The sequence below is a fragment of the Gracilimonas sp. B-17 genome, assembly GCF_056857935.1.
The window spans coordinates 183,595-203,233 of record NZ_JBSXOA010000011.1 but is presented as its reverse complement, the minus strand read 5'-3'; the positions used below and the strand labels follow the sequence as shown (position 1 = coordinate 203,233).

Genomic DNA, 19,639 nt, shown 5'->3' with positions numbered 1-19,639 from the left:
ATGTAAAGTATATAACTCTCAACATAGTCCGAAATAAACATGTTTAATAGGTTTAACAGTATAAATATCCCGAAAAGAAAGGTGTACTTTTTTGAAATGTTTATTTGTTTTACAGAAAACAGTAGAGAGGAAACAAAAACAAAAACCGACAGAAGTATATAATCAATTCCTGGAACATTAAATCCTATTATACCCCAAAAATATGAACCTATCGAGGAGTGAATAAATAAACCTATAAATAAAAATATAAATAAATTTGTATTATAAATTTGCAAGTTCTTTAAGGTCTATTTCTGGATGTTTTAAATCTGGATTATTGAGCAGGTTCTTTAAATGGAAAAACCCCGGTATAAAATTGCCTTCAATAAAATTTAAATCACGGTCATAAACGCCAGGACAAGAATAAAGAGGCTCATCCAAATAAGTATAACTTATTTCACAGAGTTTAAGCTCATCATTTTCGTCATAAAGAAAATCGTATGCCATAGAATCAAATCCTAGCTCATCTGATATTTCAAAAGCTAATTTTATTGCCTTTAAATCAATTTTATCCTGATCAAATTCAATTTTCCCACTACCTGAAGCTCTGAAGTCATTATCTCTATTATACCTTAAAAAAGCATAAGCATGCCCCCCAATCACGGTTATCCTTGTATCAAAATTATTATCAGGTAAATACTCCTGAAATAAACAATAATTCATGTGTTTTTTCCAAAATAGCTTTCTAATGCCATATTTTTTTTCTGAATAGGTATCATAGAAAATGGATTTTACGAATGATCTAATGTTTTTATAAGTAAGATTATTACCAAGAGGAATTTTGCCATCCAATACTCCTTTTCGAAACATGGCTTTCACAACTTTTTTTGCTTGACTTATCTTTTCTATCTTTATTACGTTCGATGAACCAGCTCCGCTTTTTAGTTTAAATATCTTGGGTAGATCGGTCTTATTAACCCATTCAATTGCTTTATTATAATCCCAAAATACATGTGTATTAATGATTGGAAAATTTTTAGATCTCAGCAAGTAAAACTGTTTTATTTTATCATCATAATGCCACCTGGCATTTGAATTAGGAAAGACTTTTTTATCTAATATATTTTCAATTACTGGAAGAACTGATTCTGCTTCCTGTATTTGGTATTCAGTATTAACGTACCTATATATGAAGTAATCACATTTTTTTACTTTACTCCAAAAATCAGGATCACTTAAATTAGATTCTTCATATGGTATATCATTAAAGTCTAATATTGATTTGTAATAATCATTGTATTTTGGTGTTTCCCAAATGTTCGACTTATAGAGTAATATCATTTATCCAAATATTTGTCGTAATCTAATTCCTGTTAAAACTTTCCAGAATGCTATGCTTCATACCTTTGCTAATTCCTATCCAGCCATACATTCCAAAAATAATCACTATCAGTAGATTCCATAAAACAATTCCTTTAAGGGTGATTCCAAATAAATTCCTGATAATAAAAAATATTATGAGTCCCAAACCAACCGTAATATATCTACTTAAATAAATCTTGAAGAAATCTTTATTAGAGACATTGTAATATTTCAGGTATCTAAACAATTGGATTATTGTACAGAATGAGTAGCCAAGCGTTAAGCCACTTATGAACCCAATGAAACCAAAATATTTTATACCTAAAAATGCTAATAGTATAGATAGCGTTGTGTTCGCCAAATTAAACTGAACACTCATCTTAGAATTTCCTTCATTATAGTACAGCATTAGCATTATTGCAAAGCTTGGTAATATCAACTGCACTCCTAAAATTGTGAGGTGTAATGCAAAATTTTGATACTCTGATTGCAGATAATATTGTGATAAAACTTCCCCATTTACTAAGATAATAAATACCAAGCCAGTCACTATTATTGAATGAATATTGGTCCCCTTTTCAATTATTTTCTTTATAGAATATTTCCTTTTTAATTCATGTGCCGCGGGTAAAATTGGCCTAATTAACATATCTGAAATTTGTTTTACAAGTCTAAGAATACGCTGCATTATCCCAAACTCACCAACTACAGTTGGAGAAGCTATTACAGAAAGAATCGTTTGAGTTCCATGGTTAAATATTTGTGCCGATACAGTTACAAAAGAAATACCACCTAGGTAATTAAATGTCTCTTTTATATAATATATTTTAGGCTTTTTTGGGATAGAAATAATCTCCGGGATGTAAAACATAACCTGTATCAGTTGAGTCAACAACTTTATAAATGGTACAAATACAAAGGTAAGAATTGAAAATTCTACAATAGATAAATTGCCTAAATAAAACCAAACAAAAAAAGCTGTGACATAAAATATTTTTGAACAGATGCTAGCAAAAGAAGTCATATCAAATCTTACAAATCCATTAACAACTGCATCTATAAATGAATTTAAATTTTGAATAAGTACCCCAACACCAAACCAAAGTATAGCTTTTTTTAAAATATGTAAGTTGTCTACAGTTACTTTATGGAATATGGTTTCTACATTAAAAGCGACAAGTACACAGATGATAAACCCAATAATAGAAAGGAATATTTTGAACCAAAAAAAAGTCCAAAAGAATTCTGAAAATTTTCCACCCTCTAAATCAAAATATCTTTTTGTATAGTTTGTTATTGTTGACCCAATACCAATATCCAGCACACTATTTATGATATTAAGAGAAAATACTATTTCAAATAATCCATACTGTTCTTTGCCAAGACCACTTATAATAAATGGAATAAAAAATATCCCGGCTAATCCACTTACAAACAAGTTCAACAGTTGATAAGATACACTTTTTGTGATCTTAGACTCTATAGAGGTCATTATCCTATACTCAAAATATACTTGGTTAGGTTTTCAACTGATTCATCTTTTGTAATATCTGTATTTTCTTTTACCCCTTTATAATGATATGCATTAACTGTATTCTTTCGGATATTAGATAGCCCCTTCAACAATTCATATTGATCATGATTCTGCATATTAATATTCTGAAATAAGTTTTCTAGGTCTTGCCTATTAGTTATTTTTAAAACACCAGGTAAGCTTTCATACCATGAGGTGCCAAATACAACAGCACATTTTTTTCTAATCAGTGCCTCTACTCCTACTGTACCAGTCAATGTAACAACAGCCAAAGAATTGTCAATAAGTGTAAATGAGTTGATTTTAGTAGAAATCAACTTCACACGATCTATTTTTTTTATTACTTGGTAAAAATCTGAATTTCTTCCTGTTTGTCCTTCCATTTTAGGATTAAACTGAGAAGGGTGCTCTTTCACGTAGATACTTATGGTATTAGGCAGGTACTTTGATAAAGCTTCAACCATCAAGGCCTGATCAACATAAATTTTACCGCTTGGGCAGCTTGTCTCTTCAGGTTGATAATGTAAAGCGACAAAGATGTATTCCCTGTCTTTTTCATATGTATCACACATGCTTTCATATTTTTTTTTAAGCTTTTTTTTAAACCGATAACCTTTAATAAACTCAAAAAAATACTCAGCTTTTAGATAATTAGAATCTTTTAGGCTTCTTCTTTTTTTCTTCCAGTAGATTTTAGATGGTTTGAACAACTTGGGAATCGCATAAATTTTATACTTTAAAAAATAGTTCTGGATTCTTTTAAAAAAACTTTTGCTGGCTTCATTTGCCTGTTTCTTCATGTATTCAGGCTCTGCTTTTTGATAAGTTGAATTCACTTTATCAAAATATTTCAGAATATTGTCATCTATTTCAGAGTCAGCATCATGTTCCAGTGGGGGCAAATTATCAACATCAAAGAACGGTAGGTTATATCCAGGCCAAGCGGTCATTTTAAATGTTAAAAATTTGATATCCAAAATATTAGCTGCTAGATATAATGCATAATCAAATACCCTATGTGGAATACTTGGTGCTATAATTAGGTTAATTTCTTGTTCCTTAAGAATATTTAACCAAGCCCTTAATAGGTACCTGAAAAAGTCTTTTCTCTCATTAAAATTGAATGACTTTTGATCTGGATCTAAACGATCCATCATTTTGATGGCCATTAGTTCTTCTCCACTTAGATCTGACAACTCGAATCCATCCAACTGAGAAAATGTTATATCCGTTAACCCTTTTGGAAAAATACCTTTCCAAGCATGATTGATATCATGATAAATGCAATCAGGAAACTCATCTTTTATTTTACTTTCAGAATCTTCTGGCCATCCTATCCAATAAACTGGTTTATACTTTTTAGATTTTTGAAGTTTTAGAGCTACTTCTTTCCATGGATCTGCTATACAACAACAAAAAAGTAAATTCTTCATCTATTGGTTTGTAATAATTTCTAACTGAAAGCGCCCAACCTTTCCAGCAAAATTAATGCTTTCACTTTGCCATGAGAGATGGCCCTCTTCTTTGTAACTATAATAAATCAAGTAGTTATTTCTAGATATTTTAATTGCTTGTGGTGCAATATATAGGCCCCGAAATTTTGGAAGCCCCTTAAATAATTCCTGATCAAACTTATAAAATGTAAATGTTGTTTTTCTTTTATTGCCTAACATCCTATACGCAACCCTAAGTTGCATTTGGTCATTTGAAGGATTATAAACACTTGGAAACATAAATTCGTACCTGTCATCAATTACCCTGGTAGCATTATTATATAAATGAATATTAGATGCGTCTAAATTTGAGAAACTAATTTCTCCATAATCAAGGCCTAATGACTCATCAAAGTTTTGAGATTCTGAAACTCCAATTTGTCTGTATCCTTCACTATGCTTTTCTCCACTCCAATACCTATAAAATAATTTATAGTATCCGTTATAATAGTATGCAACTGTTTGTGTGTCAGAATAATGACGTTTTAAAAGTCTTTCATTTTTCCATTCTATGCCATCTTTGGACGTCATTCCATAAATCCAATTAGTTGATAAACTATCTATCCATCGTGCGTAAACTATTTTATAAGGCCCTGAATCTTTACTCGAATTGGGGTCTAAAAAGACAGTCATACCATGTATACCTTTGTTTGGCATTCCCTTATTACTTATAAGTATGTTATTATTAGTATTACCATCATATTCAATAATTCCCATACTTGGTTTAATCCAATTAGTGCCATTATGAGAGTATGCATAATTGAAGTAACTATTGTAATCCACCTTGCCAAATGTAGCGGATTTTCTTCCTAATGATTCGTACCACATATGCCATAATGTATCTGTTTGAATTACATTAATATAACCGAGACCTTTTTCTTCCCAATCATTTTCTAATTTTAAATTAAGTGGAAATTCATGGTTTGAAATTTTGAGTTCAAATGGATGTTCAATTCTGCTATCATCATTAAGCATATCACACCCAAAAAAACTTAAACTTAATACTACCAATATTAGAATATTTAGCAGGTATTTCATTTATGCTTAATTGATCGATCTAATTATTTGAAAGCACTCAACAGATTCTTTCCCGATCCTAATTCCTCTTTCTGTACAAGTGATTTTCAGGGCTTTTGCGGACCTCGGATGCGGCCACTCCCTTTTTTCAAATTCATAACTTTCCATTCCCTCTATTTTTGCTTCAACATCTTCTTCAGAAACTTCTATAAATAAATTAGGCACAAACCGTTTTGGATCACTGGATGCTTGCCATTCAGTACCGGATGGAGTTTCAAAAGTTATGATAGTTTTTACTACCTCATCAGCCATAGGCCGAGTTGCTGTTATGACTGCTTCAAATGTTCGCTGATGATCGATGTTGAGATCGCCGCCATGATGGGTAAAAATTATTTCGGGTTGAAATTGTTCTTTTTCTTTCTCAACGACCTTAATAATGTTCAACAAGGCAACCGTATCAAATCGGTTATCCGGAAAATCATACGTACTCACTGAGTGATACCCTATAACAGCTTGAGCATCTTTTATATTCTGCTTATGAATTTTGAGCTCTTTCTCCCATTGTTCCGGATCTCGTTCATCTCCCCTGGAGGTTATACCTTCACCAAGTATGACCACATGAGTTTGAACGTTATACTCTTGTATTAATTTATGCATGGTTGCCCCAAGACCAAGTAACTCATCATCCGGATGAGCAACCACAACCATAATCTTTTTATTTTTCAGGTATTCTAACATTTTTATTCCTTAATAACCTCAAAAGTTAATGGTGTTCCCCTTTCTAAATTTCTTGTAACTGTTTTTCCAAGAATATCTTCATAATTCTTTGGTTTCATTCCATAACCTGGTCTTATGGACCTAACATTTTCTGAAGTAAGCTTTTCTCCACTTTTAATATCCTTTACAATATATAATGATCTAGCAAACTGGCGGTTTTTTTCCACTTTCTTGCTTACAATCAACTCTTCATTACCCAAAGCCTTTTCCATGCTCCTTACTTCTTGAACCATATTCTTAAATTGCAGAGGTTCCATCGAAAAAGAGGCGTCGGGGCCTCCAAGATCACGTTCTAAAATGAAATGTTTTTCGATTATTTTTCCTCCCAAAGCAGTCGCTCCTAACGGAACTAAACTTCCTTCTGTATGGTCTGAAAGTCCTACTACACAATTAAATTTGTCTCTTAGTGTATGAATTCCTCTAAGATGGACTTCTTCCAATGGAGTTGGGTAAGCAGATGTACATTTAAGAAGTGCTATTTGTTCATTACCAACGCTTTTACAAGCATCTATTGCTTCTTGGATATCAACCTCAGTAGCTATACCAGTAGATATGATTATAGGTTTTTTCTTACGTGCAACAGCTTTAATGAGAGGTATATCTGTAATTTCAAAAGACGCAATCTTAAAAGCCGGTACTCCAAGGTCATCTAAAAATTCTACAGCTTCTAAATCAAATGGAGAGCTCATGAATTCCATCCCCAATGATTCGGTTAATTCTTTTAAAGGTTTATGCCATTCCCACGGGGTATATGTTTCTTTATAAAGTTCGTATAGTGTTTTACCGTCCCAAAGAGTATCACCTTTAATTATAAAATCTTCCTTATCTGAATCTATAGTAATAGACTCAGGTCGTGCTGTTTGAAGTTTTACACAATCTGCCCCAGCATCTTTCATTGCTTTAATTGTTTCAACAGCTATCTGATAGTCTTGTCGATGATTACAAGAAAGCTCAGCAATTATAAATGCAGATGAATTTTCGTTAATTATTTTTTTTCCAATTCTCATGTTTAATTTACTCAAATTATTAGAATGCATCTGAATCTCCCATAACTAAATGCCATTTATCAAAATCAAATAAATATTCAGGCACTTCTTGATTTAATTTTTTAACAGCAAAAAAAGTATCAAACCCATTTTCGCTGAACCCAAGATTTATCAGTTCTTTTGATGTTGACTTGTTAAATGGCCAAAAAACTAATTTATCAAATTTACCTTCATACAATTTAGCTATGTCATTTATTGCTTTATTTAAATCAATTTCAGGTTCCTTTACATAGTCAATTAAATGGAGTTTAGTGATAGTATCTTCCTCAAAAGTCTTTAAAACTAGAATTCCTTTTTTTTCTGACTGGGTTACTTTCCATACATCATATGGCTTTTGAGGGTGTGATAAATATCTTTTATTCCAATAATCAGTAGTTCGTTTAAAATGAATGTGAGAAATATTTTCACTTTCTATCAACTCATTTAACAGAAATAAAAAGTCCCAACCAGGTTGCTCGATACTTTCCCATTTGTACTCATAATCGTTTGATAGAAAGCTAGATGCATCTTTAACGAGTGCATTAAATAAAGAGACTCGTTTCCATTTTTCAATTTTTTCCTGGATTAATCTATAGTTTTGATTGGGAAAACCATATACAAAATCTATTCCTCTCTCCTCTGCTAACTTATAAGCTAAACCGCTTATTGAAAAAATTGATGCCTCGTTTCGTCTATCGGGTGCTACAAATGCATGAACTCCTAAACCTGCTTTTAATTCCAATTCCTTATTTAATACACATCTTCTGGGTAGAATTGCATAATGGCCAATAATATTACCCTTCTCTTCTGCAACTGATACTACAGAATTTGAAAGAATTCTATTCATCCATACCCAGAAAGACGCATCCCTTTTATATTTAGTATGCTCTTGAAATAACTTGAAAATTTGTTCCGCATCACCCGTGGAGTACGGTCTAATATTTATTCCCATAATTCAAATTGTTCCTGAGTCAACAAAAATATTTTGTCCTGTTATGGATTCTGATTTATCTGATAACAAATACAGCACAGTTTCAGATACACTTTTTAACGTTGTTGGTTTCTTAAGTGCGGTTCTTTTATAAATTCTATTTTTTTGATCTGACGATAGCCCACTACTCATTTCTGTTTCCATAAATCCGGCTACAACACAATTTGATCGAACTCCCATTTCCCCCCATTCTCTTGCTGTATTTTTGGAGAAAGCCTCTAGAGCGCCTTTTGTAGATGCATACATGGCAAGTCCCTTATACCCGGTATGGACGCTTATTGATGAAATATGCACAATACTTCCTTTAACTTTATGAAGAAGCATATTACGAATCACATATTTCGTGATCATCATTGGAGAAAAAACATTCACCTTATACATTTTAGCCAACCTCTCTTCATCAACATTAGTTACTATATCATCATATGCTAAAGCTGCATTATTTATAAAACCATGGATTTCGTTCTTTCTAATAAACTCATCAAATATATCTTTCTTGACATTAAATCCTTTATCAGCCAAGTCAATAGATTTCCAACTTAAATCTCCATTTGACTTACTGATTAAATCCTCCAGATCTTCAGTTTTGCTTCTACTGATACCAAAAACTTTATGGCCTTTAGCTATTGCAATCTCAGAAATTTTCAAGCCTAATCCTTTTGAAACACCTGTAATTAATAAATTCATATTCTTTTAATTTTACCGGTTCTTGTTCTTTCAATTTCATCAGAAAACTCAATGACCGCAGGAATCTTAAATTCTTGCAGCTCAGTGTTTAAAATTTTCTTCAAATCGCTTTTTGTTAGAGTAGAATTTTCCTCTAATACAATTTCAGCACAAAGGATATTACCCAAAACTGAATTCTGTCTGCTATATACTCGTGTATCTAATATACCTTTGACTTGCCTTATTGTATCTTCAACCTCAGTGGGATTTACCATGTACCCCCCAACATTTATTTTTGTGCTTTTTCTGCTCACGAATTTAAATAAAAGAGGTTTTGAGGATATTAATTCTACAATATCTCCTGTAGGATACCATTCACCTTCCCGTAAATTTTTATCTGGTAATAAGGCACTGTCCAAAATAAGTTCGTTATCAATAATTTTAACTTGGTCTTTCAGACTATCAGGAACTCTAAAAACATCACCATCTGTTACAAACAATGAGCCAAATTCTGTAGAAGCGTAAATATTATTAATTTTGGCATTTGGGAATGTGCGTCTCAAATTTGCTAATAACTTATCATTCGACTTTTCTCCTCCAAGCGTTACTCTTTTAACATTACCAAATCCCTCACTATCAGACACCAACATTCTATAAAAAGTAGGAGTAGCTGAAATATGAGTAATACCGTATTTCTCAATTTCTTTATTTATAGTTTTTACTGGCTTTTCAAATAAATAAACAATAGTGTTTGAATTTAGTACTGCCTGAAATAGGACTTGCAAACCTGCCATATGCGTTGGATTATATGCTAATCCCCAAACATCCGAGTCATATTTTTCACCAATCCTTGTCATTCTAGTCAACGAATTCACAGAATGAGTAACCTTTTTGGGCACTCCTGTTGTACCGGAGGTATAAATATAAATTTTAGATTTTGAATTTCTGACAGATGAAAAGAGTTGAGCAATATCATCAAAATTATTTTTAGCAATCTCTTTCCTTTTTTCTACTTGATCATAAAATCCAAGTTTTTCTAGCTCACTTTTTGAAAAATCTTTATCCAATAAGATTATATTCTCATTACCTGAAAGTGCTTTAATAAAGTTTATGATATATTCATATAAGTTCTCATAGAGCCAACTTTCATAATAATAACCATCCCTATTTACTCTATTAAGGATTTCGTTATACGAGAGACTTTTATCTAAATTGCTATCAATTATCATTGCTATTTATAACTATATCATAAATTTCTCCTACAGTAGAAACTATACCTTCTTCAAATACATCAACTCCAAATTCATTTTCAATATGAACAGTGAGTAAAGCTAATCCAAGTGAGTCCAGACCTAAATCATCTCTTAAATGAGATTCTTCGGATATTTCAACATCAGTTTCAATTCCTCTTTCATTCATAACTTCCGTTAAAATGTTGTTAATTCTATTCTTCATCTTTGTAAATTTTTAAATGATATTTAAATCCATCAATTTTAAAAAAAGCAGGATACCTTTCGTTATCACATACTCTTAATAAGTCAAATTGGTCTTTAATGTTTTTACCAATGTCTAACTCACTATCTTTGGGCTTTCGTTTCGGATAATAGGTCGATTCGCCTTCTTGTGGAGAAGCCTTTACATTTGGATATTTTTCCACAAAATCAATAATCAATTTTTTAGTTTTTAACCCTTGCTGATGCTTTATCTCAGCAAGCAATTCATGGCCCTCTAATTGAATAAGTTCTTTTCCATAGACATCTCCGGCATCTACTTCTTTTGAAGCTTCAAAGAGAGTTATAGGGATTCTATTTTTCCCCTCTAATATCTGCCAGGTAAGCGGCGACCAGCCTTTACCCTCAGGAAGGTCACTTTCATGAACAACTAAGTTATGTTTGTTAAGATGTAACTCCTTGAATATTTGTTCACATGAGAGTAAACATAATATATCACCTTCTTTTACATCATCATGGCTATGTATCAAATATACTTCATGACCTTTATCCTCTAGCTGATCACTAAGCTCTTTCGCATAGGGAATGATCCAAGAGTTAATATTATCCACTAAAATTTGAATTAGCATAATTCTAACAATCTATTACTTACCCGATTTTTAATATTTCTATCAATAAGTTGTTTTTGTTTGCTTACAATAGCATCTAAATCAAGGATTTTTAGTTTGTTAAAAGCTTCATTAAAAGCTTCTTTCGAAAAAGATTTAGCATCTATAAATACCCCTTTATCTAAGAATCCTTCATAGATACCCTTTTGATTATCCGTGTAATATCCAGATATAACAGGAAGACCGATCGATATTACTTCAAATAAGATACCACTTGCAGGTACTATGGCTAAGTCTGCCTTTTCAAGCTCATGTCTCATCTCTTTTGCAGATAAAGAACTTTTTACAACAATTTCTAAATCCTGTCTTTCCTCTATCACTTTATTCAATGCATCTTGATGTTGGTAAGCATTACCAAGTACCACTGTGACCGAGTAACCTTTTGAAGGAAGCCATGAAAAAACCTGAGCTGTAAGGTTCTTATGATCGGAGCCACCAAAACAAATGAATACATTCTTTATGTCATTCGATTTCTTTATTACTTGGGTGGTACTCTCGAGAAACTCAGGCCGAAGCAAAGCATAATCAGGCCCCAATAAGTATTTAGTGTACGACTCCCCCTCATAATCATCCTTAGCTACTCCAGGCGCATGATTGATCACTAAGTCTGCATAGAAATGCTGATCATGAAAATCATCAATACAAACTAATTTACATCCTTTACTCTTTATCTCTTTCTGGTAGTCTGAGTCAAATTGATACCCATCCAATACCACGATCTCATTTCCGGTAAGCTTATTTAAAAAAACTGATTCTCTCTCAATAAAAGTCACATTCCAACCATTTTGGTTGATCTCAATTTTTAGAGAATCTGGAATTTCCAAAGAAAAGAAATGGATAGTAAAATCATTCTTAAGCATATGAGCCAGTGACATACACCGAACAATATGGCCTAAACCGATATCAAAACTTCCATCAGCTCGTATGTAGACCTTTTGTTTCATTATGAGAGCTTTGCTTTCATTTCTGCTAACTTCCAATCTTCTTCAGTGTCAATATCTTGCACGTTGGTGCTTGGCAATACAATTGCCCCACTATTATTCCCAAAAAGCTTTTCTTCTTTTAGAAGCTCTTCTACATTGAACCAATAAAACTGACCTGCATCATGGTAAGCTTTCGAGAGGTCTTGCGAACGAGAATTCAGATGTTCCGGCCAATACATTTCTGCTTTTCCCTTTTCATTCAGCTTGAGGGAGCGCTGTATCGGATATGAAAACTCAACCACAGGAAATACGATACTGAAATTCTCTTTAATTAATTTCTCATACCCACTTTTTAAAAAAGAAGGCTTTAACAACGGCGCTGTTGGGTAGAGACAACACCCATTTTCAAATTTCTTTTCTTGTTGCTGATAAGTTTGTAACACTTCAACTAATACATCTACAGTAGTCGCATAATCGTCAGCATTTTCTTCAGATCTCATAAATGGAACTTTTGCTCCGTATTTCTTTGCGACCTCAGCGATCTCTTCATCATCAGTCGAAACCATCACTTCTTCAAAGAGTCCACTTTCCAACGCCGTCTCAATGGAATAGGCAATGATAGGTTTTCCCAGAAAGTCCCGGATGTTCTTTCGGGGAATTCTCTTGCTTCCGCCTCGAGCCGGTATAATTGCCAAATTGTTCATTCGTAATATTCATTGATCTTATTAATTACAAGATACTGTTGATCATCAGTCAATGTCGGGTACATCGGCAGGCTAATACAATACTTATAATAGTTTTCAGCATTCGGCATATCTCCTTCTTTCCATCCAAACTCCCGGTAATAAGGCATCAGATGACAAGGAATGTAATGGATCTGAGCATAGATTTTTTGTTCTCTCAGATAATTATACAGTCCCAAACGATCTACTACTTCAATCACGTACAAGTGATAGGCATGTCCATCTACAATACCTGATTGTCCTTTTATAAACTCTTTTCCTTCAAAAGCTTCTTTATATTTTTTAGCAATTTCTCTTCTTCGTTCAATTCCTTCGTCCGCTCTTTTCAGCTGACTGGTACCCAAAGCACACTGAAAATCGGTAATCCGATAGTTGTATCCGAGCTCCTGCATTTCCATGTACCAGGCGGGGTATTTTTGAGTGTTTAGTTTTGAGTTTTGTTTGGAGCCTACTGCAAACTCAACTGAGTTTATATATTCGTTTTCATTTTTGGTGATACCGTGGGTGCGGAATTTGAGGAGTTTTTCGTAGAGGTCTTTGTCGTTGGTAGTGATCATTCCGCCTTCACCGGAAGCTATATGCTTAACCGGATGGAAAGAAAAAATGGCCAAGTCAGCAAAATTTCCATTTCCACAAAACTGTTTAGTTCCTTTACTATCAGTAAAAAATCCGCCTGGAGCATGACAGGCATCTTCAATGATCCAGAGATCATATTCATCTGCCAGTTGTCTATAAGCTTCAAGGTCAACGGCACTGCCTGCAAAATCGACCGGAATAATTCCTTTGTAGGTTCCTTTTGGTGAAGATTCCAACAGTTCTCTTACCTTTTTGATATCAAGCAGATAGGTTTCTGGATCAATATCAGCAAACACTACTTCCCCTCCACAATATCGAACACAATTGGCAGACGCTGCAAAAGTATTAGGTGTCGTAATGACTTTATCTCCTTCTTGTACATTAAGAGCTAATGCACATAAATGGAGGGCTGCCGTTCCATTCGAAATAGCAACGGCATATTTTGAACCAACGTAATCAGCAAACGCCTCTTCAAATTCGGCTATGCGAGGACCCTGAGTAAGATAGTCTGATTTTAATGCTTCAACTACAGCTTGGATATCCTCATCCGTAATATGTTGGCGGCCGTAAGGTATTACTTCCATCCTTTAAACCTCAAATGTTGGATCTACATGTTCTTTGATGAGTTTTCTCAGACTTTCAACAGTCTCCCATTCATCATTTTCTCCGGAATTGTATCGAAAGCCCTTCTCAACGGGTTTAGCGTTATGATGATCGATAAAATCTTCAAGCTTGAAGCGAGGAACTTGTGGAAGTATTGCAAAATACTTTCCTAGATCATAAGTATTAAAGGAGTCGGAAGCAGTGATCATTTCCTCGTGAACTTTTTCCCCGGGCCTGATACCTATTATTGGCTTTTCACATTCCGGTCCAATAGCCTCAGCAACATCCATAATACGATATGAAGGGATCTTTGGAACATACAATTCTCCTCCCCATGCCTCTTCCAAGGCATGCATTACCATATTAACCCCGCCTTGCAAAGAGATATTAAAACGTGTCATATTCGGATCGGTTATAGGTAATACTCCCTCCTTTCTTTTATCCAGGAAAAAAGGAATTACAGACCCATTAGAACCCATTACATTTCCATAACGTACTACAGAAAATTTAATAGGATTCCAGCCTCTAATATTATTAGCAGCTATAAAAAGCTTATCAGACGTAAGCTTAGTGGCTCCATACAGATTAATTGGAGCAGCTGCCTTATCTGTGGAGAGAGCAACAACCCTTTCAACTTCCGTTTCAAGACATGCATTGATCAAGTTCTCAGCGCCCAAAACATTTGTTTTGACACACTCCATGGGATTGTACTCTGCAATAGGTACATGCTTCATTGCTGCGGCATGAATTACGTAATCGATTCCTTTTAAAGCACGTTTTACTCGGTCTTCATCCCTTATATCCCCTATAAAAAATCGTATTTGAGGAAATTTGTCATGAGGATATTCTTGACCCATTTGAAATTGTTTCTGTTCATCCCGAGAAAATATTACTAATCTCTTCACATCTGGATAATTTTTAAAAATATATTCAGTTAAGGCTTTACCCAAAGAGCCCGTACCACCAGTAATGAGTATTGATTTTCCGTTTAGCATTTTATCTGTGATTTTTTAAAAATGGTAAATTTATGTCTTTTTCTGAAACAATAGGTTTTTCCAATAACCAGTCTATATCTAATTCTGGATCATCAAACCTAATCCCACCTTCATCTTCAGGATGATAATAATCCGTACATTTATAAGTAAAATCGGCCACTTCAGAAATTACACAAAAACCATGAGCAAACCCTGGTGGAACATACATTTGAAGATTGTTATCCTCACTTAGTTCTTCACCATACCACTGGCCAAATGTTGGTGAACCTTTCCGAATATCAACAGCCACATCAAATACATTTCCGGTACGCACGCTAACTAACTTCCCTTGTGGATGTTTTCTTTGGAAATGGAGTCCCCTTAACACACCTTTAGTTGAACGGGACCAGTTATCCTGTACAAAGTCTTCTTTTATTCCGATGTCTTTATATCGTTCTTTTTGCCAGGTCTCTAAAAAGAATCCACGTTCATCTTTAAAAACTCTTGGCTTTATTATTAATAATCCCGGTATAGGTTCTTTAATTACTTCCAGCATCTATATTTATTACTTTATTAAATTTAGCAAATATTCACCATAACCACTTTTTATCAATGGCTTCGCTAAATCTCTAAGTTGAGAATCATCCAAATAATTCATGCGCCAAGCCACTTCTTCCGGGCTGGCAATTTTTAACCCCTGTCGCTGTTCTACGGTTTGTACAAAATTTGAAGCTTGAAGCATAGAATCATGGGTTCCGGTATCCAACCAAGCTGTTCCCCGCCCCATTAATTCTACAGTAAGCTCTTCACTTTCTAAATAGACCTTATTCAGATCCGTTATCTCTAACTCCCCTCTGGCAGATGGCTTTAAATTTTTTGCGCGTTCTACTACTTGGTTATCGTAATAGTATAAACCAACCACGGCATAATTAGATTTTGGTTGTTTGGGTTTTTCCTCGAGGCTTAGCACTTTCCCATTTTTATCAAATTCAACTACGCCATACCGTTCCGGATCATGCACGTTGTATCCAAACACCGTTGCTCCGGATTCTAATTGAGCCGCTTTCTGAAGTTTTTCAGAAAGACCCTGTCCATAAAAAATGTTATCACCTAAAATCAGGGCAACATTGTCATCATCAATAAAATCTTCTCCAATGATAAAAGCCTGAGCCAATCCTTCGGGTTTAGGTTGTTTCGCATAGCTTAACTCAATACCCCATTGAGAGCCATCACCTAATAAATCTTCAAAGCGTGGTAAGTCTTCAGGTGTAGAGATCACCAATATTTCGTTAATACCGGAAAGCATTAAAGTAGAAAGCGGGTAATAAATCATAGGTTTGTCGTACACCGGTAATAATTGCTTACTAACTACCAATGTATTTGGATGTAAACGTGTTCCTGCTCCACCGGCAAGGATTATTCCTTTCATTATGGAAATTTTAAATTGAGTAATTCTAAATTTTAAATTATTTAGGCTGTACCAAGTCTTTCGAGATCGTAGTTGTTTTCTGTGACAGCTTCGCACCAATCGATATTATCGAGATACCATTGAATGGTTTTTTTCATACCACTTTCGAAAGTCTCCTCAGGTGTCCATCCTAATTCACGCTCAATTTTGGATGCATCAATAGCGTAGCGGAAGTCATGGCCGGGACGGTCGGTGACGAAAGAAATTTGATCTCTGTAATTATCACCGGCATCTTTTGGCACTAATTCATTCAGTGTATCACAAATGGTGTGTACCACTTCAATGTTTTGTTTTTCGTTGTGCCCACCGATGTTGTAGGTTTCGCCTGGAAGTCCTTCTTGTGCAACTTTGAGCAATGCACGTGCGTGGTCATCCACATATAACCAATCGCGTACATTTTTACCGGTTCCATATACCGGAATATTTTTTCCCTGTAAGGCTTTCAAAATGACGACCGGGATCAATTTCTCAGGAAACTGATACGGTCCATAGTTGTTCGAACAGTTTGTGATCATCGTCGGCAATCCATAGGTATGATACCATGCTCTTACTAAATGATCAGAGGAAGCCTTACTTGAAGAATAAGGTGAGCGGGGATCATAAGGAGTCTCTTCAGTAAAAAATCCTTCATCTCCTAATTCACCATATACCTCATCCGTAGATACATGCAGAAAACGGAAATTATCTTTTTGCTCATCATCTAATCCTTGCCAATAATGCTTTGCTTCCTCTAGTAAAGTATGCGTACCATTTACATTTGTTTTAATAAACTCTGCTGATCCGTCTATTGAGCGATCCACATGCGATTCAGCTGCAAGATGTATAATGGCATCTGGTTGAAATTTATCAAAAATTCGGTTAATCGTTTCAACATCACAAATATCCACTTGTTCAAATTGATATCGGTCTGAGTCTGAAACAGGTTCTAAAGATTCTAAGTGACCTGCATAGGTAAGCTTATCAATGTTTAAAACTTCATGGTCTGTTTCATTTATAATCATTCGAACTAGGGCTGAACCTATAAATCCTGCACCGCCTGTTATTATTATCTTCATTACTTGCAAAATTTTGAATTCAAACTTTTAAATATTAAATGTATCCTAGTTTCAGAAAATCTCAGATGAAACCCGTAATAAAGACACTTTTTTCTCATTCTCTACTAAAAGGATTCGACTCCAAAAACTGTCTAATAAATATCCAACCGATACTCACAATTCCACTGAGTATCACAAACAAGATTAAAATCCTTAGTCCACTCGTCTCATCATCCACCGGCACCTGCACCGGCTGTAAAACACTCACCACCGGGGTTTGTTCCTGCACTTTCAGTTTGGCTTGTTCCACCTGTTGGGCCAGGGAGTTGTAGACATTAAAGGCCAGGTCATACTCAGATTGTAGTCGTTGTAATTGTGTCTGAGCCCGGGCAGAGGATAGATTTACGTTACTGTCTCTGAATTCAGCCAGTTTATTCTGGGTCGCTTCAAATTCTGTTTTTGCTCCCTCCATTTGTTCCCTGGCATACACCAGATCTTCTTCAGCCTTTCGGGTTCGGTAATTCACCACATACTCCCGCATCAGGCCAATACTTTTCTGAGCCAATTGGGCGGCTGCTTCAGGATCGGGCATGGTGACAGACAGGTTTATCACCCCGGTTTCTTCGTTTAAAGATACAGAAACACGTTCCCTCATGTTATCAATGATCTCCATTTGGTCTTTGGTCACGGAGATCACCGAATCGGTTTCAAAACCCATCGGTAACGGCCTGTGCGCTTCCTCCTCTTTCAGTAACCCGATCAATTTTCCGGGTAAGCCTATGGTATATTCTTTGGCGTAGGAAAGAACAGAGGGGGTATACACTTCATCAAAAAAAGTGTAAACCGTAGCGGTGGTCTCAAAACGGGGAAATTCCATTTCCGTATTCAATAACTCCAGCTGAAAAGGCAGGCTTTGCACCATCTGCGGGTATAGCTGAGGAGGGATCATTCCTCCACCTCCAAGATCAGCGCTTCCACCCATACCCAACAATCCTCCATACTGCTGCAACAGTCGGCTGGCCCCGCTTTCCGTGCTTTGCACTTCGGGCATCAGGGTAGCCCCGCTTTTATATTCTTTAGGGCTGAGCAAAGCCACGGCCAGTCCGAGTACTACTCCCACGGCCGTAAATTTGTAAATGGTGGAGCGGTTATCCCAGATGTATTTGGCCAGTTCGATCAGGTCAATTTCATTTTCGCCGCCTTCCCGCTCATCCCATTCCTCAACGGGTACCAGGCGGTATTCCTGCAATGGAAAATCTTCACCACCGGACTTCTTTTTCTTCTTCCCGGGCTGATCCGAATTGTGCCCCTGATCGTTGTTTTTATTCTCTTCGCTCACGTTTTCTGATACGTTTTTTGTGAAGCTTTAATGATACGAAGATATTGAATGGATTTAAAGGGTGGTTTTTTAGTGTTTAGTGTTTAGTGTTTAGTGTTTAGTGTTTAGTGGTTAGTGGTTAGTGGTTAGTGGTTAGGTTTTAGGTTTTAGTTGTTAGTGGACGGTGGACCGAGGGAAAAATGAATTTCGAATAACGAACAGGGAACACCGAATTTCGAAGTGGATCCTATAAATTGATTTTCTAATCCTGTAAATCCCGGTTCAAAATGAGATACTTACCAAAGCCTCTGCTGTTTTACCTACCAAAACACTCGGTTAAAGCGTCTTCTCCCCTGTGTAAGGGGAGAAACAAAGAGGGGGGAAGTGAATATCCAATATCCAACAAGGAATATTGAATTTCGAAGTATTCTAATTTTGAGTCTCGTCATTGCGAGGCCTTCAGCGAAGCAAAGACCGTGGCAATCTGTCTGAATTATTTGGGTGATCGCTTTAGGGAGATTGCTTCGTTGTAAGGCATCGAAATTGAGAATTGACTCCCGAGCACCTCGCAATGACCGGGTTTTGGTTGTTTGGGATGTAAACTTAATCCAGCCCCGTACACCCTCCGCCAGGCTTCGTATTCACTCAGCCTGGCACCTCCCTCAAGGGAGGACTCCCTGAATATCGACCAAAGAATTATCAAATATCGAATCACAAATTAGTTGGATGGTGGTGGGTAACATAAATACGCCCCACTTCAAAATTCAGTGTTCCTTGTTTGATATTCGATATTCTAAAAAGTCCTTCTCCTTGCGAAGGAGAAGACAGATGAGGTCGAGGATACGGGTAACCAAGTCTACCCATTCGTCAGACGACTCTTTGCAGGATTCTACGGACAAGTCATGTAATAGTCGTCAGACGAGTTTCGGTAGTAAACATGGCGTTCCCTTACCCTGCGGCGGTGACTGTAAGAAAACCAACTTTATTTCTGTGAGCCGGAGGGCAAGGGACAGGGATTGGGTTATGAATACAGGCAA

Annotated in this window: 19 protein-coding genes; all 19 read right to left on the bottom strand. The window is 35.6% G+C overall.

Annotated features, from left to right (window positions below):
- Positions 1 to 261: 261 nt before the first annotated feature.
- The 19 genes from AC13FX_RS05725 to AC13FX_RS05635 all read right to left on the bottom strand — a co-directional run bounded on the left by AC13FX_RS05725 (position 262) and on the right by AC13FX_RS05635 (position 18,623).
- Entirely contained in the window at positions 262 to 1,320 is a 1,059-nt protein-coding gene (locus AC13FX_RS05725; protein WP_482879554.1) for an ATP-grasp domain-containing protein, read from the bottom strand.
- Positions 1,321 to 1,342: 22 nt separating this feature from the next.
- A complete protein-coding gene (locus tag AC13FX_RS05720; RefSeq protein WP_482879553.1) occupies positions 1,343 to 2,833 on the bottom strand; it encodes a lipopolysaccharide biosynthesis protein in 1,491 nt (496 codons plus the stop codon).
- The gene (locus AC13FX_RS05715) at positions 2,833 to 4,308 is read right to left on the bottom strand and encodes a capsular polysaccharide export protein, LipB/KpsS family (protein WP_482879551.1); all 1,476 of its coding nucleotides are present in this window, start codon (positions 4,306 to 4,308) and stop codon (positions 2,833 to 2,835) included. The genes AC13FX_RS05720 and AC13FX_RS05715 overlap by 1 nt, the downstream gene beginning before the upstream one ends.
- Positions 4,309 to 5,406: a hypothetical protein gene (locus AC13FX_RS05710; RefSeq protein WP_482879550.1), complete on the bottom strand. Its 1,098-nt coding sequence runs from the start codon at positions 5,404 to 5,406 to the stop codon at positions 4,309 to 4,311.
- A gap of 6 nt (positions 5,407 to 5,412) precedes the next feature.
- Positions 5,413 to 6,123, bottom strand: coding sequence for a PIG-L deacetylase family protein (locus AC13FX_RS05705; protein ID WP_482879549.1), 711 nt, complete (start codon positions 6,121 to 6,123; stop codon positions 5,413 to 5,415).
- Between the two features lie 2 nt (positions 6,124 to 6,125).
- Complete coding sequence (gene pseI / locus AC13FX_RS05700) at positions 6,126 to 7,169, bottom strand: pseudaminic acid synthase (protein ID WP_482879548.1); 1,044 nt, start codon at positions 7,167 to 7,169, stop codon at positions 6,126 to 6,128.
- 19 nt (positions 7,170 to 7,188) lie between these two features.
- A complete protein-coding gene (locus AC13FX_RS05695) occupies positions 7,189 to 8,139 on the bottom strand; it encodes a GNAT family N-acetyltransferase (RefSeq protein WP_482879547.1) in 951 nt (316 codons plus the stop codon).
- A 3-nt stretch (positions 8,140 to 8,142) separates the two neighbouring features.
- A complete protein-coding gene (locus AC13FX_RS05690) occupies positions 8,143 to 8,865 on the bottom strand; it encodes an SDR family oxidoreductase (RefSeq protein ID WP_482879546.1) in 723 nt (240 codons plus the stop codon).
- Positions 8,862 to 9,911: a class I adenylate-forming enzyme family protein gene (locus AC13FX_RS05685; RefSeq protein WP_482879545.1), complete on the bottom strand. Its 1,050-nt coding sequence runs from the start codon at positions 9,909 to 9,911 to the stop codon at positions 8,862 to 8,864. Before AC13FX_RS05685 ends, AC13FX_RS05690 begins: the two co-directional genes overlap by 4 nt.
- A gap of 151 nt (positions 9,912 to 10,062) precedes the next feature.
- Entirely contained in the window at positions 10,063 to 10,299 is a 237-nt protein-coding gene (locus AC13FX_RS05680) for an acyl carrier protein (RefSeq protein WP_482879544.1), read from the bottom strand.
- On the bottom strand, positions 10,289 to 10,924 hold the full coding sequence (locus tag AC13FX_RS05675) for a formyl transferase (protein WP_482879542.1): 636 nt from the start codon (positions 10,922 to 10,924) through the stop codon (positions 10,289 to 10,291). The genes AC13FX_RS05680 and AC13FX_RS05675 overlap by 11 nt, the downstream gene beginning before the upstream one ends.
- Positions 10,918 to 11,907 (bottom strand): UDP-2,4-diacetamido-2,4,6-trideoxy-beta-L-altropyranose hydrolase, encoded by a 990-nt coding sequence (pseG, locus tag AC13FX_RS05670; RefSeq protein WP_482879541.1) that lies wholly within the window; start codon positions 11,905 to 11,907, stop codon positions 10,918 to 10,920. Before pseG ends, AC13FX_RS05675 begins: the two co-directional genes overlap by 7 nt.
- On the bottom strand, positions 11,907 to 12,590 hold the full coding sequence (gene pseF, locus AC13FX_RS05665) for a pseudaminic acid cytidylyltransferase (protein WP_482879540.1): 684 nt from the start codon (positions 12,588 to 12,590) through the stop codon (positions 11,907 to 11,909). The genes pseG and pseF overlap by 1 nt, the downstream gene beginning before the upstream one ends.
- Positions 12,587 to 13,789, bottom strand: a complete 1,203-nt coding sequence (gene pseC, locus AC13FX_RS05660; protein WP_482879539.1) for a UDP-4-amino-4,6-dideoxy-N-acetyl-beta-L-altrosamine transaminase — start codon at positions 13,787 to 13,789, stop codon at positions 12,587 to 12,589. Before pseC ends, pseF begins: the two co-directional genes overlap by 4 nt.
- Positions 13,790 to 13,792: 3 nt before the next feature.
- Positions 13,793 to 14,803, bottom strand: a complete 1,011-nt coding sequence (gene pseB / locus AC13FX_RS05655) for a UDP-N-acetylglucosamine 4,6-dehydratase (inverting) (RefSeq protein ID WP_482879538.1) — start codon at positions 14,801 to 14,803, stop codon at positions 13,793 to 13,795.
- Position 14,804: 1 nt separating this feature from the next.
- Positions 14,805 to 15,335 carry a dTDP-4-dehydrorhamnose 3,5-epimerase gene (gene rfbC, locus AC13FX_RS05650; RefSeq protein WP_482880148.1) on the bottom strand — a complete coding sequence of 177 codons (531 nt, stop codon included), beginning with the start codon at positions 15,333 to 15,335 and terminating at the stop codon, positions 14,805 to 14,807.
- A 12-nt stretch (positions 15,336 to 15,347) separates the two neighbouring features.
- A complete protein-coding gene (rfbA, locus tag AC13FX_RS05645; RefSeq protein ID WP_482880147.1) occupies positions 15,348 to 16,220 on the bottom strand; it encodes a glucose-1-phosphate thymidylyltransferase RfbA in 873 nt (290 codons plus the stop codon).
- 32 nt (positions 16,221 to 16,252) lie between these two features.
- A complete protein-coding gene (rfbB, locus tag AC13FX_RS05640) occupies positions 16,253 to 17,305 on the bottom strand; it encodes a dTDP-glucose 4,6-dehydratase (protein ID WP_482879537.1) in 1,053 nt (350 codons plus the stop codon).
- 94 nt (positions 17,306 to 17,399) lie between these two features.
- A complete protein-coding gene (locus AC13FX_RS05635) occupies positions 17,400 to 18,623 on the bottom strand; it encodes a Wzz/FepE/Etk N-terminal domain-containing protein (RefSeq protein ID WP_482879536.1) in 1,224 nt (407 codons plus the stop codon).
- Between the last annotated feature and the right edge of the window lie 1,016 nt (positions 18,624 to 19,639).